The 16351-nt window shown below is 34.9% G+C and carries 16 protein-coding genes; 6 read left to right on the top strand and 10 right to left on the bottom strand.

Translation table 11 applies throughout. The features are described from left to right. Window positions 1-13: 13 nt before the first annotated feature. The 3 genes from RGT18_RS05165 to RGT18_RS05155 all read right to left on the bottom strand — a co-directional run bounded on the left by RGT18_RS05165 (window position 14) and on the right by RGT18_RS05155 (window position 3550). Window positions 14-1972 carry a BglG family transcription antiterminator gene (locus RGT18_RS05165; protein WP_081659517.1) on the bottom strand — a complete coding sequence of 653 codons (1959 nt, stop codon included), beginning with the start codon at window positions 1970-1972 and terminating at the stop codon, window positions 14-16. A gap of 4 nt (window positions 1973-1976) precedes the next feature. Continuing rightward, window positions 1977-2591, bottom strand: coding sequence for a hypothetical protein (locus RGT18_RS05160; protein WP_028078098.1), 615 nt, complete (start codon window positions 2589-2591; stop codon window positions 1977-1979). A 206-nt stretch (window positions 2592-2797) separates the two neighbouring features. Continuing rightward, window positions 2798-3550 (bottom strand): DeoR/GlpR family DNA-binding transcription regulator, encoded by a 753-nt coding sequence (locus RGT18_RS05155; RefSeq protein WP_051240980.1) that lies wholly within the window; start codon window positions 3548-3550, stop codon window positions 2798-2800. An 89-nt stretch (window positions 3551-3639) separates the two neighbouring features. Between RGT18_RS05155 and RGT18_RS05150 the strand changes: the two genes are divergently transcribed. Genes RGT18_RS05150 through RGT18_RS05135 form a run of 4 tightly spaced genes read left to right on the top strand, consistent with a single transcriptional unit; the run spans window position 3640 to window position 7521 of the window. Further along, window positions 3640-4794, top strand: coding sequence for an iron-containing alcohol dehydrogenase (locus RGT18_RS05150; RefSeq protein WP_028078097.1), 1155 nt, complete (start codon window positions 3640-3642; stop codon window positions 4792-4794). Between the two features lie 2 nt (window positions 4795-4796). Next, a complete protein-coding gene (locus RGT18_RS05145; RefSeq protein WP_028078096.1) occupies window positions 4797-5675 on the top strand; it encodes an aldo/keto reductase in 879 nt (292 codons plus the stop codon). 12 nt (window positions 5676-5687) lie between these two features. Next, the gene (gene iolC, locus RGT18_RS05140; RefSeq protein ID WP_028078095.1) at window positions 5688-6728 is read left to right on the top strand and encodes a 5-dehydro-2-deoxygluconokinase; all 1041 of its coding nucleotides are present in this window, start codon (window positions 5688-5690) and stop codon (window positions 6726-6728) included. A 1-nt stretch (window position 6729) separates the two neighbouring features. Then, a complete protein-coding gene (locus tag RGT18_RS05135; protein WP_028078094.1) occupies window positions 6730-7521 on the top strand; it encodes a 5-deoxy-glucuronate isomerase in 792 nt (263 codons plus the stop codon). 61 nt (window positions 7522-7582) lie between these two features. On the opposite strand, the gene RGT18_RS05130 is transcribed toward RGT18_RS05135, so the two are convergent. From RGT18_RS05130 to RGT18_RS05100, 7 genes are all read right to left on the bottom strand, one after another. Next, complete coding sequence (locus RGT18_RS05130) at window positions 7583-8005, bottom strand: flavodoxin (RefSeq protein ID WP_028078093.1); 423 nt, start codon at window positions 8003-8005, stop codon at window positions 7583-7585. Window positions 8006-8024: 19 nt separating this feature from the next. Continuing rightward, window positions 8025-8579, bottom strand: a complete 555-nt coding sequence (locus tag RGT18_RS05125; RefSeq protein WP_028078092.1) for a DUF3793 family protein — start codon at window positions 8577-8579, stop codon at window positions 8025-8027. Window positions 8580-8724: 145 nt separating this feature from the next. After that, the gene (locus RGT18_RS05120) at window positions 8725-9609 is read right to left on the bottom strand and encodes a DMT family transporter (protein ID WP_028078091.1); all 885 of its coding nucleotides are present in this window, start codon (window positions 9607-9609) and stop codon (window positions 8725-8727) included. Between the two features lie 196 nt (window positions 9610-9805). After that, on the bottom strand, window positions 9806-10309 hold the full coding sequence (locus RGT18_RS05115; RefSeq protein WP_338175430.1) for a transposase: 504 nt from the start codon (window positions 10307-10309) through the stop codon (window positions 9806-9808). A gap of 105 nt (window positions 10310-10414) precedes the next feature. Then, entirely contained in the window at window positions 10415-10936 is a 522-nt protein-coding gene (nrdG, locus tag RGT18_RS05110) for an anaerobic ribonucleoside-triphosphate reductase activating protein (protein ID WP_006525217.1), read from the bottom strand. A 9-nt stretch (window positions 10937-10945) separates the two neighbouring features. After that, the gene (locus RGT18_RS05105) at window positions 10946-12304 is read right to left on the bottom strand and encodes an MATE family efflux transporter (protein ID WP_028078886.1); all 1359 of its coding nucleotides are present in this window, start codon (window positions 12302-12304) and stop codon (window positions 10946-10948) included. 107 nt (window positions 12305-12411) lie between these two features. Next, window positions 12412-13152 (bottom strand): DUF6709 family protein, encoded by a 741-nt coding sequence (locus tag RGT18_RS05100; protein WP_028078885.1) that lies wholly within the window; start codon window positions 13150-13152, stop codon window positions 12412-12414. A gap of 138 nt (window positions 13153-13290) precedes the next feature. Here RGT18_RS05100 and RGT18_RS05095 point away from each other — a divergent pair, with 138 nt between their 5' ends. Both RGT18_RS05095 and RGT18_RS05090 read left to right on the top strand, forming a co-directional pair. Then, window positions 13291-14565: a helix-turn-helix domain-containing protein gene (locus tag RGT18_RS05095; protein ID WP_338175424.1), complete on the top strand. Its 1275-nt coding sequence runs from the start codon at window positions 13291-13293 to the stop codon at window positions 14563-14565. Between the two features lie 325 nt (window positions 14566-14890). Beyond that, on the top strand, window positions 14891-16192 hold the full coding sequence (locus RGT18_RS05090) for an IS30 family transposase (protein WP_338175422.1): 1302 nt from the start codon (window positions 14891-14893) through the stop codon (window positions 16190-16192). Window positions 16193-16351 lie beyond the last annotated feature (159 nt).

Genomic DNA, 16351 nt, shown 5'->3' with positions numbered 1-16351 from the left:
ACAGTGCTACCTCTTATTGAATGAGATAGTAATACAAATTTGCTTCATTTGTAAACCCTTTAATTTTTTGGAGCGTATCTTCGTTATCTGTTAGTTTAATAAATTGTCGGTAGAAAGATTGCCAACGATCCATCTCATTTTCATCGCTTATTATAATAGCCAACAAGAAAATAACAGTTACTTTTTCATCATTCCATTCAATTGGATTTTTTAGTGTTGCTATCGCTATTTTTGACTGATTTGTATAGTTCATATTCCCGTGTGGAATAGCTACACCAATACCTATTGAAGTATCTGAAGCACTCTCCCTCAAAAGGACCGATTCATAATATTTTTTGCTAACATATCCCTTTGCTAATAATTTTTCACATAACATCTTAATTACTTCATTTTTGCTTTTAACTTCAATATTTGTCATTATCAAATCAGGCTCAAACATTGCATGTACAATTGGATCAAAGCTAAATTTTTTACTATCTTTTTTTGCTTTTATATTCTTTATTCTAATTCTAATATTTTCTATATTTTCGTCTGAAAATAAGTTCGTTAGTTTGTAAATACGATCATCATTACCAATATCTACAGTAGTCAATATTAACTCAGCATCTTTATATTCTTGTTTTTTATATTCATGTACTGAAACTATTTTTATATCTTCAATATCTCGTAATGATCCAACAATTCTTCCTGTGAGTAACTTTGCAACACTCATCGTCTGGTCCGTAACCAAAATTGTTTTTAGCGTAGTTTTAGCTGAATCAATCGCACTTTGAATATACAAAGCAATATAGCTAAGTTCATCATCGTTAATACACATATTAAAGTATTGCTCAAATAAAGTTGATATTAACCAAGAAACTCTTAACGTATCCATGAAATTTTCTCTCACATTTGCCGTTATCGTAGTATCTAGAGATTGTCCATATTTTAACCTAAATAGTAACGGTCGGATGTGATTCAATAATCCACAATAAAAATTTGTATCATTTTTTAAATCAATATTTGTTACGTTGCTTACAACATCAATTGTCTTTCTGACAAATTCGTCGATAATATGATCATATTCATCCATCAAATCATTTAAAGATTGCTTATCCTTGCTAATGAATTGAGAGCATAAAATCTGAATAGTCAAATAATCAATTTCATATTCATTATCATCAATACCAAACCTCTCATTTATTTTCCTAAATAATTTTTTTGCAAACTGATATTCAGTATACTTCTGTAATTCTTTTTCTTTTGTAAAACTTTGGTTAATAAATTCTTTTGAAATATTTTCGTATGTTGCAATACATAAATACACAAGAATTTCAGTAAATGAGGTTTCAGTAAAATTAAAATTCCACTCTTTTTCATACTTTAATAATGTATTTTTCACTAGTTCAACATTCAAGTTAGGAAAAAAGAAATTCAAATTCTCTTCAGCACTTCTCTGTTCTCTATCCATTTGTACAAACTCTTTTAATGCACGTCTATAATCATCTTCCGAGCATATAATTTGTAACCCCAAATTCTTCTTCGTTTGAAGAGAAATATTAAAAACAGACAACCAAACCTCACACTCTTTAATAACTTTAGCAGTAGTTGGTTCACTCAAAAATAACTCGTTAGAAATCTCTTTAATTGATGTTGGTTCTTGCTTAACTGAGCGTAAAATAAATCTCAATGCCTTAAAAATACGACTTTGATCATTTACTTTTTCTTCTGCTAGTGTACCATTACCAATCATTTTATCTAATCTTTGCCTTTGATCATAGTTTGAATATAGAACAATTCCTATTTTAGGTTTTGCTTCAATCATCCCCAAATTATTTTCTTTCAAATAATTATTCGCATCATCTATTCTTTTTCTAACAGTACGATCGGAAATGTTCATCATCGCTGCTATTTCCTGTGCAGTCAGAGAATGGTTTTCAAAGACAATTCGAATTAATGTCATTATACTTTCTCTTAATTTTCTTTCATCCATACTATTAATTCCCTGTCAATTTATGATAATTACTTAATATCTGTTCATCCGTAAGAAACTCAGCCTTAATGTTTTTCAATTCACCAGGCAAATCAGATTTATGTATGCATGCTATATCTGATTTAAGTGTCTCAAAGATTACTTCATCTGGATAAATAATACGAACTTCGATATGCGTATCCGGTAATACGTTAGCTATTCTTCTTAGGTATATTTCTAAATTTGAACATGGATTTTGATATTTATAGGATACATTATTTTCGGATTTTACTACCCAGTATTTATCTTTTGCTTTACCAGCTATAGAACCTTTCAATTTATCGAAAGTAAATACTATAACCCCTTTTTGATAAAAGAGCACATAATAATTAATACTTGGTTTTCCTTCTTGTTGTAAAGTACTGAAAAGTAATTTATGATAACCAATTTGAGTCTTTAAATAGCCACTTTGAGAGGCATCTTTTCGGATATAGTAATGCCAGAAAAAAGAAATGAAATTTCCAAATAACTCTTGATATATCGAATTCCTATATAGTGGATATAATCGAATTGCTGCAATAATCCATATAGATATTAATGTTACTGTAATGATCGAAACCATAAATACCATATTATTCATTTTCTTAATCTACCCCCAAAAAAGTTAATGACATATTATCATAAAATAATTTTATGCAATAGGTTGCTATGAATACTTTTGATATATGAATGATATAAAAAGCTTGAGCATTAAACTCAAGCTAATAATATTATCAATATTATCAACTTAATCATAATATTATCACTTTCCCGTTGATATTCCAAAGAAAAGCATTTACTATTATGTTATTGATGAATATAAGTAATATCGTATTGATGACAAATTTCATTTAACCACTCTGGGCTTTTTTGATTACTGACGATTACATCAAACTTCTCTAAAGATGCAAAACGATTAAAGGCTCTTACCTTAAATTTAGAATGATCTGCTAAAAGATATGTCTTGTTTGCTTCTTCAATCATATATTTCTTAATCTTTCCTTCAGGAAGATTTGTATTAGAACACCCTTTAGAGTCAACTCCAACAGTGGCAATAAATGCCTTATCCACTTTATATGAAACTTCTGACGTATCCGCAAATATACTATTTGTAGAATTATTATATTGACCACCTAGTACAATTAGGCGGAGCTGATTATAACCCTGCACTTGGATAACTACATCAATACTATGGGTAATGATCGTAATATTATTTTTTGTAACTAAATGCTTGACCATACGGTATGCAGTCGTACCACTATCGATGAAGATTACATCACCGTCATTTACTTCCTTAGCTGCTATTTTACCAATCTTTTCTTTAGCAGACGTGTTTGATGTGTTGCGAGTTTGGGAATCCTCAACATATGATTTAATCTCACGATTTTCCCATACTACACCTCCATATACTTTACCTATATTTCCTCTTTGAACAAGAATATCAATATCTCTTCTAAGGGTTTGTACAGATATATGGAAACGTTCGCAAAGTTCTTCATTTGTTAAGGATTGATGTTGTTGAATATACTGTTCCATTACATTAATTCGATCATGCTTCATAAAAGTCCTCAGTTCTATATGTTTTATATTAAACTTGTTCAAAATTTAGAGCAATTCTAAATATTTATAAATGAAATGGAGAAATGAAAATGGGTAGACAATTTTTAATGCCAAAAACAATTTACAATGGCACAGGAGCATTATCAGATTCAGTAACAACTCTGCAAGTTTTAGGTAAAAAGGCTTTCATTGTAACAGATGACATGATGTTAAAACTAGGAAACCACAAGAAGTTAACTGATATATTGGATTCTGTAAATATTCCTTATGTAACATATCACGAAATTAATGCAGAGCCAACAGATACAATGATCTATAAAGGTCTAGAACTTTACCGTAGAGAGAAATGTGATTTTTTAATTGCAATTGGTGGTGGTTCCCCTATTGATTCAATGAAAGCAATTGCAATGATGGATAAATGTTCAGGAACACTTACAGAACAAATGGGAAAGCCTTTTACTACTGAGCGTGCAAAAATGGTTGCTATTCCTACTACTGCAGGTACAGGATCCGAATGTACGATGTTCACAATTATTAACGATACTATCAACAATGTGAAGATGCTACTAACAGGTTCTTCACTAATTCCAGATGTTGCAATTATTGATCCAATTTTTACAATTACAGCACCTAAAAGCGTTACAAGTGCAACTGGAATTGATGCATTGTGTCATGCTATAGAAGCATTTACAAGTAGAAAATCACAGACTCTATCACAGACGTTGGCATTAAGTGCTATTGAAAAAATTTTTAAATACCTGCCAATTTGTTATGATGAGCCAGAAAATGTTGAAGCACGCTATATGATGGCTCTTGCAGCAACAGAAGCAGGTATCTCATTTAATAATTCAAGTGTAACTATCATACACGGAATGTCGCGTCCAATTGGTGCAAACTTCCATATAGCACACGGGTTATCAAATGCGATGTTAATTGAAGAATGTCTCCAGTATGTAAAAGAACCTATTACAGATAAGTTAGCAATTATTGCAAGAAAAGCTGGCTTATCAATTGAAGTTGATAATAACAAAGCGACTGATGACTTTTTCAAAGCATTACATCAGTTACTTTATCACTTAAATATTCCGAAAATGTCTGATGTAATTTACGACAAAAAATTATATATAAACCTGATTGAAAAAATGGCTAATGATGCAATGATATCTGGATCACCTAGCAATACAATAAAGGAATTGAGTGCTGGCGATTTGAAGATTATCTACAGAAAGTTAATTGAGGACTAATAATGAAAACTACTAATCTAGTACCATCTTTACATCTATTATCAAATGGATTAGAAATCCCATCTCTTGGTTACGGAACATATAAAACACCTACAAGCGATGAAGGATTGCAAATGATAAAAAATGCAGTTGAAGTCGGATACCGCCATATTGATACCGCCCAAGGATATAAGAATGAAAATTTAGTTGGGCAAGCCATTCGAGAAAGCGGTCTTCCTCGTGAAGATTTTTGGGTTACATCAAAATTAGCAAATACCAACCAAGGATATTCAGAAACAAAAGATGCTATTAATTCTTCTTTAACTGAATTAGGTTTTGATTACATTGATCTATATCTGATACATTGGCCAATTGCACCGGGTCACAAAAAAGATTGGAAACAAAGAATTCAATCTTCATGGAAGGCAATGGAAGAAGCTTATAGGGTTGGCAAGTTAAAAGCAATTGGAGTGTCAAATTTTCTTCCTCATCATCTTGATGCTTTACTCGAAACTGCAGAAATAATACCGATGGTGAATCAAATTGAATTCCATCCAAAGTATCAGCAACAAGAAGTACTTAAATATTGTTCTAAAAAAAATATTTTAATTGAAAGTTGGGGGCCTCTTATGCGTGGCAAAGCTTTTGATGAACCAGTTTTAGTAAAACTATCTGAGAAATCAGGACACACAATTGCACAATTGCTATTACGTTATTGTTTAGAAAACAATATTCTGCCATTGCAGAAAACCTCCAAAAAAGAAAGAATGGTTGAAAACGCTCAGATTTTTAACTTCAATCTATCCAATGAGGAATTATCTATTCTCGATAATATGAATACAACTACTGCATATACCCTTCACCCAGATACACCAGATGAATGGGTCATACCTACTAAATAAGGAAGTAAAAACATGAAATATATTACCTTTGACCAATCTAGACCGCTTGATATTGTTCTACTAGGTAGAATTGCAATAGACTTTAATCCATCCTATCAAGATGCTATTAAAGAAGATTTTAAACCACTCAAAAAAGTGCATACATTCGAAATGTTTGTTGGAGGTTCCCCTGCCAATATCGCAGTTGGTGTAAATAAGCATGGTTTAAAAACCGGATTCATCGGAAAAGTATCAAATGATCAATTTGGAGATTTTGTTACAGATTACTTTAATGAAAGAGGTATTGATACAAGTAGAGTCACACGCTGCAAAAATGGAGAAAAATTAGGTTTAACATTTACCGAAATGTTATCCCCAAAGAAGAGTCATATTTTGATGTATAGAAATCAAGTGGCTGATCTCAAACTGAGCGTTGAAGACATTGATGAAGAATATATAAAATCAACAAAAGCAATATTGATTTCAGGTACAGCACTAGCTGAAAGTCCATCTCGTGAAGCTGCCTTAAAAGCCGTCATGCTTGCAAGGAAAAATAATACAATTATTATCTTTGACATTGATTACAGAAAATATAATTGGAAAAATAAAGATGAAATTGCAATTTACTATTCTTCTGTAGCAAAAGAAGCAGACATAATTATGGGCTCTAGAGAAGAATTTGATTTAACTGAAATGTTTATCAATGTTAGTTCTACAGATGCGGAATCTGCTAACTATTGGCAATCTCAAAATGCTAAAATTGTTGTAATAAAACATGGTATGAAAGGCTCTACTGCATACATTAATAATGGTGAGAAATTTTCCATTAAACCATTCCCGGTTCAAGCAAGAAAAGGTTTTGGCGGAGGTGATGGATACGCATCAGGTTTCTTATATGGCCTATATCAAGGATGGGATATGATTGACTGCTTAGAATTTGGTTCTGCAGAAGCTTCCATGATGGTAAAAAGCAATAACTGTTCTGATGATTTGCCATCTGCAGATCAAGTTCATGCATTTATAAAAGAGGAAAAAGAACTATATGGCGAAATGATTGCCAGAAAGGAAGATTAACATGTCTAAATTATTTGGATATCCAAAATTTGATTCTGCAGGCGAAATGATACTGACTACATACGATAATGAATACTCCGCAATGAATATGGATATACGTGTCTATCAACTTGCAAAAGGTCAATCTCGAAGTTTTATGTCTGATTTCGAAGAAACAGCAATTCTTCTGTTATCTGGCAATATTTTGTATGAGTTCGAAAATACATCGCAACATGCAACTCGCAAGGATGTCTTCTCTGAAGGTCCATGGGCTTTGCATGCATCCAAAAACATAAAGATTACTATCAATGCTAACGATAACACTGAAATTCTGGTACAAAAAACTAAAAACAATAAAGATTTCGGTGCAAAAATCTATACCCCTAAGGATGCTCCGTGGGCATATGCAAAATCCTCTCATCATAAGTTTGGTAATGTAGCAAACCGTAGAGTTAATACTATCTTTGATCATGATATCTCTCCAGAGTCAAATATGGTACTGGGAGAAGTACTAAACGATCGAGGAAACTGGTCAGGATATTTACCACACCGTCATCCACAACCAGAATGCTATTTCTTTAAGTTTGATCGTCCAGAAGGATTTGGTGCAAGTTTTGTTGGTGACTCGGTATTTAAGAGTGTCAACAACTCATTCTCAGCAATTCCTGGAGGAGAACTACACCCTCAATCGGCTGCGCCTGGTTATCAGCTTTATACATGTTGGATGATTCGACATATCGATAATAATCCTTGGTTACAAACTGATCGCAATGAAGATGAATCCTTCTTATGGTTACATGATGCAGAATTCTAAACTAAAAACTGTCACCTTCCATCTTTAGAAAGTGACAGTTTTTATTATTTTATATCCTTACTTAAGCTAATGCTTCGCCTAACGCTTTGCACTGTGCTAATGCACCATCATCAGGTTCATAGTTTGCCATAACACCATCTTGTACTAATACAGCTCCAGTTGCTGCTACACGATCCTGCCATGTACGCATCCATTCACCATCACCCCAACCATAGGAGCCAAATAGTCCAACCTTCTTACCAGCTAGACTACCTTCAACGTCTGCGAACATTGGTTCGAAGGTACTTTCTTCGAGCTGTTCAACACCCATAGCTGGGCTACCAAATGCGATTGCATCGTAGTTAGCTACTTCACCAGCGTTGAATGCATCTGCTGTTAATACAACAACTTCTGCTCCCTTGCTCTTTGCACCTTCAGCGACAGCTTCTGCCATCTTTTCTGTGTTACCTGTTGTACTTGTGTACACAACTGCTACTTTACTCATGATTTTTTCCTCCTTTAATTTAGACAAATCTAACTAACTGCTCTAAAGACATTCCTTTTTCAAAATGTTCCAAATATGCATATGTACATTTCTCATATATTTGGAATAGATGTTTTGCCATCTCTTCATTGCCATAAACTTTCCAAGTTCCGACAAGTTTACAAGGTTTATTATCCTCGATAAAACCTCGAACATCTTCTGCAGGATATCCCAAGAAACATCCAATTTCATGTGGGAATACACGTTGTCCTGACGATTGAATGCGTTGACTCAATACGTCAATACATGCAGACATATCTTCGATAGGATACCCTCTTTCTTTTAGTATCGAAACAACATCTTCTTTAGATAAATCTGTCTTCAACCATGTTGGTCGATACAGATATATGAGTGCTCGATCTTTTGGATAACTGAGGACGGTCATTCTAAGATCACAATTTCTGAAACGGTGATTGATTTCCGCAATCTGCTTCATTAACTGCTCTTTACAAGAATAACCACAGTTAAATAAGTTTCCTGTTTTGACACCGGCTAATGTCGGTGCACAATGTTCTACAATGAGTTCTTCCGGCATAATTATCCTTAGTTAGTTACGCTAAACTAACTAAGGATAATATAATACTTTTGGATTTTCTCGTCAACAAATTCAATGTGAATTAAATATGAATTAAATGTGAACTATAAAAAAAGAAATACCAGATGCATATTTCTTTACGAATCTATCTTTCTTTTTTCGCTCCAACTGGGATGACCAGTAGAATCACAGATACAAGAACAAGTACGATACCAATCCATTGACGTACAGTTAATAACTCATGAAACACAATCATACCAATAAATAAACTTGTGAGTGGTTCAAATGTACTAAGTAATGAAGCCTTTAAACCACCTGTAATTAATACACCATGCTGGAATAGTAAAACTGCAATAACAGATACCACTAATGCAAGTATAAACATAGATACCTGTCCCATTGGTTCTGTTACAATCATTAACTGACCACTAGCGATGCCAATAATACCCACTGCAATAGACGCAAATAAGTTAATCCAGAATGATAATATAGTTGGATCAATTTCATCAATTCCCTTTTGACCACAAGCAATCACATATACGCTATAGATGAATCCTGCAAGAATTGCGATAGCAATACCAATTACTTTAATTTCCCCTTGAATTGCGTTTAATAGAACAATACCTGCTAGACATAGAACCATACATAGAATTTGTTTCTTAGATGGAAATGCATGATACATCATAATTGACAACAGCATAACAAAGATTGGATGCGTATAAAATAGAATCGTTGCCATACCTGAATCTAAGTGTGTATAGGCATTAAATAACGCAACTGGAATTAAGCCAAATGGAATCGCAATCTTCAGCATTGGTACGATTTGTCTACGCTCAATCGAGAAGATATTCTTTTTCATAATTGGCAACATCAACGCAAGGATGATTGTCGCGTAGAAACAACGACAGAATGCAACTGTAATTGGGGTTGCGCCATAGCTATATGCCATCTTTGTAAATAACGGCATTAAGCCAAATAGTGATGAGGACATGATAATCTGTAAATGTCCTAAGATGTTCTTGTTCTTCATAATCTACTCCTCTTTCTTCAGAATGCGATATTTCGTTGTCCTTTGAAAGATGCGCCGTATTCTTGAATATAGATAACTTTCAAAAAATACTGCTATTTTATCCATACAATTTAGATAAAATCCTTTTATAAAAATACGTAAATTTATATTTTTTTTCTAACAGTAAACAAAAATGGCCTATGGAAATGCGATGAAATCAAGTATTTCTCTTATATGTTCCGTTGAATAATATCAAATGTCGTAAAATTCTATCCATCTTTGGCCACAGTTCTACTGCACCTTTTACTCTAAACAGATATACAAACCAATTTAAATAGGATTGTAGATTAGTCATTCTCATCCCAATGAAGCGATAGATATACCTTTTTAACCACGAGCACATATTGTTTATCAATGCCATGTTCTCTAGATATTCTTTGTCGTGTGTATTGGCTTTATAGAATTCTTCTTTCAAATCTAATTCTTTTATCAGCTTGTCATGTGCTCTTTCGCCATCATGTACTAGTGTTGATCCGGAAGCGATATGATTCTTTAGTGCTTCAAAGATACGTGAAGCAGATGGCTTTCCATGACCACAAATAACAGCGTATGTATTTTTGTGACAATCGATTGCCACAACGATACAGAGTTGGCTCTTAGATAATCCTCTCTTCTTGTCTAGGCCATTTTTGTTTACTGTTAGATTATATTTTATTTCCAAATACAACATTTTAGTACATGCATGGCAGAACATATCTAGTCTCCAAAAGCGACTCAAACATTACTATATCATGTAAAAATGAGAATGGAATTCTTTTTTCCACTCTCATTCAATTAGTAGTACAACTTTCCCTTCTTTACGTGTTTTCTTAAGGTCAATGACACGTTGATTTTCTGAACCGCGATACATGAGACGAAGATTCTTCTTCTGCCACATAAATGGGCCGTCAATCAGTACATCTAATAAATCTAACATCTCATCCGTAACTTCTATATGTCTTCTACCACCCTTTACAAGATCTCTTTCATAGACAAAGCCTGTATAGCTCCATAAATCTTTTTCTGGATATTGCTTCTTTACTTTACGAAGAAGTTTGACAAGTTCTATCTGATTCTCTGGTTCAAATGGTTCTCCACCAAGAAGTGTCAATCCTTGGATATACTCTCTTCCTAGTGCATCTAGGATATGATTTTCAACTTCTTCGGTATATAAGTTTCCATAGCAGAAGCTCCATGTCTGTGGTTGGAAACAGCCTTTACAGCGATTGGTACAACCCGATACAAAGAGTGATACACGTACCCCTGGACCATCCGCAATGTCATATTCTTTTATATTTCCGTAATACATAAATACCTCCTAGGATGCAGGCTTACGCGTAAAGTCTTTAATATATTCGCCCTTTAAGATACGACGGATACATAGAATAATTTTGAAAATAATATCAAAGCGTAAGAAGAAATATACATACGTTACAGGTAACTTCCAAACAAAAGCCGCAAGTAATCCCATTGGTAAGCCAATAAACCACATGCAACCCGCATCAATGCGGAATGCATAATGCATATCTCCGGCACCGCGTAAAATACCTACAATTGCCGCATTTTCAATCCCTGTAAATAACATAATACCAGCGATAACAGTCATAAACTGATACGCAAGATTCTTTGTCTCAACTGTCACATTTGGATATAGAGATAGTACTGGTGTTCGTATAAAAAGTACAACTCCACACGCAAGGATACCTACAAACGCAGATAACACCAAAAAGGTTCTACCGATTTGTTTTACGCGCTCATAATTACCTTGTCCAACTGCTTTTCCTGTAGTAATCGTAGCACTTTTCGTCATGGAATAGACAAGAATCATTACAAATTGTTGGGCAACACTCGCAATGGAAGCAGCCGCAACATAATCACTATTCATCCTGCCGATGATAGCTAACTGTGTAGATACCGCTAAACTCCAAATCAAATCATCCCCAATCACAGGAAGACTTAAATGGAAATATGTAGGAATCATCGTTTTATCAAAATCAAAAATATCACGCAAGCCAAATCGAATATCCTTCTCGTGATAACGCGCATAAATACTTGCACATACAAGTTGGAACGCTCTTGCGACAATCGTACCGATTGCAGCTCCAACAACGCCCAGCTTTGGAAAACCAAAGTTTCCATAAATCAAAAGATAATTACAGATTAGATTTACAAAGAAAGAACCCGTATATACCGCTGCACTGATTTTAACATTTTCCTTTGCGGATAATGATGAGAAATACCACATGGATAATCCATTCAATAGATACGAAACAACAACTACTTGAAGATAGGATATACCAAGTTCCACTAACTTTTCATCGCTTGCAAATATATGAATGATTTCTCGCGGGAATAACCAACAAGCCCCCATATATAGTATAGATACAACGATAACTGACCACAACATTACACTCATGATATGTTTGATCTTTTCAATATTCTTCTGTCCCCAATATTGAGAAATCATAACTGCCCCTGCAGAGGTTAAACCAAACGCGAAGACATTAAATATAAAGTATGGCTGTCCTGCCAAGGTAACCGCTGATACTGCCGCATCTCCTAAAGATCCAACCATGACGGTATCAAGCATCTGTACACAGAAATTTATAATCTCTTGAATCACAAGAGGTATCATCATCGCTGCTAAGTGTTGATAAAATTGACGCTCTTTAATCACAGAATTCCCCCTCTCATTTGGCTTTCATTATAGCATACCCATAACCATGATTATCTTCTTCAGAAAGCAAAAATATGTTCCTACATTTCTGTAAGAACATATTTTGTTTAGTGTTTTGTCATTTCATTATATGCACGTTGATTTTCTGTTGTATAGCCTAATAAAACAGAAGGATTCTTCATCGCAATTGTATTTAATATTTCCTCAATCGCGCCCTTCTTGCTAAATCCTGGAGGTGTTAGTTCCATCCTTCCACCATCAACCAACCGGCATAATGCGTATTGATTTACGACAACAAAGTTTCTTCTCATGACATACCGATATGCCCAAAGAATATCTTCATATGGTCTCATCATACCATTCTGTTTAGAAACTACATAGTTATCTAGAATTACACAGTAACCATCCTTATTTGTTTGTAAGTATGTCTGTAATTCATTCCACGCTTCATACAATCTACCTGTACTTTCAAGGTATGCAATTGTATTTTCAATATTCTTATTTTTCTTATTGAGTTTAAATGCAGACACCGCACCATTAAAAATAACCACAATGCCTACTAAGAATAATATTCTTACTGTATCCTTATCATATTCAACCCCATTAGAGAAGTAGTAAGAACCTACATACTTGTGCATCTCTACCGGTGACTTTTTATAAGAAGCACCAATTGCTTCGAGACATCCATTTGTTAATAGCTTTTGAACACCATATAACCGATATGGTTTTGGAGCCAACTCCCCAGTTTCATCATCAACACACGTAATCCAATAAGCCTGTTGCTCTTTCATCTGATTATAGGTACTCTGATCAATTTTAACAACATTAAATAAATGATCAGTATCCATCCTCAAGTGAAAAGTTAAATTCCACTTCTAAGGTACGAAAGTTGAATTTAGTTATTCACCAAGCTCTAGTTGAATTTACTCTTACACTTCTAGTTCAATATAAGTGCCGATTCTTCGTGTTTTTAGGAGGAAAACATTATGTTAACGAAGAATTCGCACATGTCTTATTCAGATAGACAGATCATCGAAACTGGTATCGAAAATGGTTCTACCAAACAAGCTATCGCTACTACCCTTGGTAAAGACAAATCAACTATAGGAAAAGAAATCAAACTACATCGCTTCCTTGCATACAAATGTAATCTGCCTCTAGAGTGTGCTAACTACAAACGCTGTAAACATGAACGCTATTGTACTCTGGATTGTATCGATTATGTCCCTTTCAAATGTACTCGCAGGGACAAGTCACCAGGAGCTTGTAATGGATGTGGAAACTATCGCTCTTGTCGCTATGACAAATATCGATACTCTGCCCTCGATGCACAGCACGACTACCAGATGACACTTACATCTTCACGACAAGGTGTCAATGCGACAGTAAATGATATCAAGCAGCTCGGTGAACTCTTATTACCATTGATTAAGAAAGGTCAGTCCATCTACTCTATTCTTCAAAGCCACAAAGAGATCAAGCTATCCGAAAAGACGATATACAACTATATCGAAAATGGTGTCTTCCAAGATGTGGGTGTATCGATCGGTGCCATCGATTTGAAACGTGTCGTAAGACGAAAGATGTCCAAACAAAAGCGCAATACATACAAGCCACGTAAAGACAATCGATACCTGACAGGAAGAAAGTACTCCGACTTCTTGATATACATGGAAAAGAATCCAAATGCCAAGGTCGTAGAGATGGATACGGTATACAACGACGTGTCCAACGGACCTTTCCTACAGACCTTCAAATTCAGAGAGTATGACCTGTTGATATGTATCTATCAAACCGTAAAGGACTCCTTACATATGTTGGATGGGATCCTATTATTGGAAAAGATATTAGGAAAAGAAATGTTCGAAAAAGAAGCCGAGGTCATATTAACAGACAGAGGAAGTGAATTCGTCCTAGCTGAAGAAGCGGAGATACGTGAAGATGGAACTCGCAGGACACGTATGTTCTACTGTGATTCGATGGCCTCTTGGCAGAAAGGTAGTCTAGAGAACCTACATCTATTGGTAAGAGAGATATGCCCAAAGGGATGTGATCTCCATGCATTGGGACTTACATCACAAGAAAAGGCAAATCTCATCAGTATCCATATTAATTCATATCCAAAAGAAAAGCTGCACGGAAGATCGTCCATACAGCTGCTCCATTTCTACAACGAAGAAATGGCCAAGAAACTCTATGATTTTGGAATTACCGAAATCCCACCAGACGAAGTAATTCTAAAACCATATCTTCTAAAGTAAGAAGATAACCAAGAAGTTTCAAAATCAATTACACACGAAGGATCGGCATATAACTTTCACCAAACAACGAAGTAGAATCAACTCTTACAAATTTTTTGAACAGTAGATTCTGCCTACCTTTCATGCGCTCATTTTTCTGTTACTTCACCTTCATTCTAACTAAAATAAAATCATTTTCAACTTAAAAATAGTACCATCTTGGATTATCAATCCTCAATTATTTTTAAAAGTTCCTCTTTGCACTATTTTCTTAGTGAAAGTTCCCTTTTATGATAATGGCACAAGGGATATGTGCCAGGAAAGTGGAGAAAAGGAGGAATATTTTATGACTAGCACATACAAACAGCTTTCTTTTGACGAACGACTCATTATTCAAAATCTGTTGTCTGATCCTAACATCACGCTCAAGATGATTGCCCTTACTCTTAACAGGAGTCCCAAGGCCATTCGCTATGAGATAACACACCATCTTAGAATTGTCGTCCGTGCCAATACTCATAATAAGTGTGGTAGACAAAATCAATGTAATCGCACAAGGTTATGTACTCACTGTCTACAAGGTCGTTGTAAGTTCTGTAAACATGATAACTGCAATGATCTATGTTCCGATTTCATCTCTTCACCAATATGCAAACATACATCTCGTTTCCCCTATGTCTGCAACAATTGCCCAGATGCCAAAACCTGCAAGTTGCCAAAGGTATTCTATATGGCCGATGTTGCCCAAAAACAGAGGGATGACAATGTCAGTAGTTGGAAGGAAGGACCAAAGAAATCAGAAGCACAAATGAAGATGATTGTCGATGCCTTTGAGAAAGGCGTCAAACAGAACCTTTCACCAGACATCATCATACACAACAATCAGTTGGACATATCAGTATCTACCGCATATCGTTATATTCATTTTCGTCATATGGGCACCATCATCAATGTAGACCTCAAGCGTCAGGTCAAATATAAAACACGCTCTTCCAGCAAACATGTCGTGATACCAATCAACTATGATTGGCTTGAAGGCAGAAGATATGAAGACTATCTCGAACGTATCGAGAATGAAGATGTTTCCATCAATATATGGCAAATGGATACAATACTCGGCAAGCAAGGCGATGAAGAGAAATGTGTCCTTTCACTCCTGCATACAAGATCGAATCTACAGTTATATTTTCTGTTAAAGGAAAAAAGCATGTTGGCTGTCCAGCGTGCATTCGAAATCATCAAGGATGTACTGGGACCTGAACTATTTTCTATGACCTTTCCAATCATTCTTACTGACAATGGCTCTGAGTTCCACGATCCTCTAAGTCTAGAGACCGATGCATATACAGGAGAAAAACTAATATCCATCTACTACTGCAAGGCCGGAAGAAGTGATCAGAAAGGTAAATGTGAGAAGAACCATGAACACTTTAGAGAATGTGTTCCAAAGGGAAAGAGTATGAATGCATTGACCCAGAAGGACATCAACTATGTGTCTGACATGGTAAACAATTATCCTCGTAGATCCTTAAACTACAATTCACCTATCGATATCGCCGCTCTATCACTAAACAAAAAGGTGTTAAGTCTTAACAAGTTGACTCACCTCAACATCAAACAAGTTAAGCTTACACCTATCATCCACTAGCCGATTTGGCACATATCCCTAACCTACAAAAAGGAACTTTCGATGAGAAAAAATTTAAACCATCATTGAAAGCCGAGCTTTCGTATGCCCAAATCGCCTGTCTATACATATTCAATATCACAAAATATCTTATAAGTACACTATTACAGTAAAATGTTT

The sequence above is a fragment of the Solobacterium moorei genome (assembly GCF_036323475.1).
GTDB classification, from domain to species: Bacteria; Bacillota_I; Bacilli_A; order Erysipelotrichales; family Erysipelotrichaceae; genus Bulleidia; species Bulleidia moorei.
The sequence above is the reverse complement of the archived record's forward strand: the minus strand, read 5'-3'. Positions and strand labels throughout refer to the sequence as shown.

Coding starts and splice junctions, on each gene's coding strand:
- RGT18_RS05165 (WP_081659517.1), bottom strand. CDS start 1,972: ATGGATGAAAGAAAATTAAGAGAAAGTATAATGACATTAATTCGAATT.
- RGT18_RS05160 (WP_028078098.1), bottom strand. CDS start 2,591: ATGAATAATATGGTATTTATGGTTTCGATCATTACAGTAACATTAATA.
- RGT18_RS05155 (WP_051240980.1), bottom strand. CDS start 3,550: ATGAAGCATGATCGAATTAATGTAATGGAACAGTATATTCAACAACAT.
- RGT18_RS05150 (WP_028078097.1), top strand. CDS start 3,640: ATGGGTAGACAATTTTTAATGCCAAAAACAATTTACAATGGCACAGGA.
- RGT18_RS05145 (WP_028078096.1), top strand. CDS start 4,797: ATGAAAACTACTAATCTAGTACCATCTTTACATCTATTATCAAATGGA.
- iolC (WP_028078095.1), top strand. CDS start 5,688: ATGAAATATATTACCTTTGACCAATCTAGACCGCTTGATATTGTTCTA.
- RGT18_RS05135 (WP_028078094.1), top strand. CDS start 6,730: ATGTCTAAATTATTTGGATATCCAAAATTTGATTCTGCAGGCGAAATG.
- RGT18_RS05130 (WP_028078093.1), bottom strand. CDS start 8,005: ATGAGTAAAGTAGCAGTTGTGTACACAAGTACAACAGGTAACACAGAA.
- RGT18_RS05125 (WP_028078092.1), bottom strand. CDS start 8,579: ATGCCGGAAGAACTCATTGTAGAACATTGTGCACCGACATTAGCCGGT.
- RGT18_RS05120 (WP_028078091.1), bottom strand. CDS start 9,609: ATGAAGAACAAGAACATCTTAGGACATTTACAGATTATCATGTCCTCA.
- nrdG (WP_006525217.1), bottom strand. CDS start 10,936: ATGTATTACGGAAATATAAAAGAATATGACATTGCGGATGGTCCAGGG.
- RGT18_RS05100 (WP_028078885.1), bottom strand. CDS start 13,152: ATGGATACTGATCATTTATTTAATGTTGTTAAAATTGATCAGAGTACC.
- RGT18_RS05095 (WP_338175424.1), top strand. CDS start 13,291: ATGTTAACGAAGAATTCGCACATGTCTTATTCAGATAGACAGATCATC.
- RGT18_RS05090 (WP_338175422.1), top strand. CDS start 14,891: ATGACTAGCACATACAAACAGCTTTCTTTTGACGAACGACTCATTATT.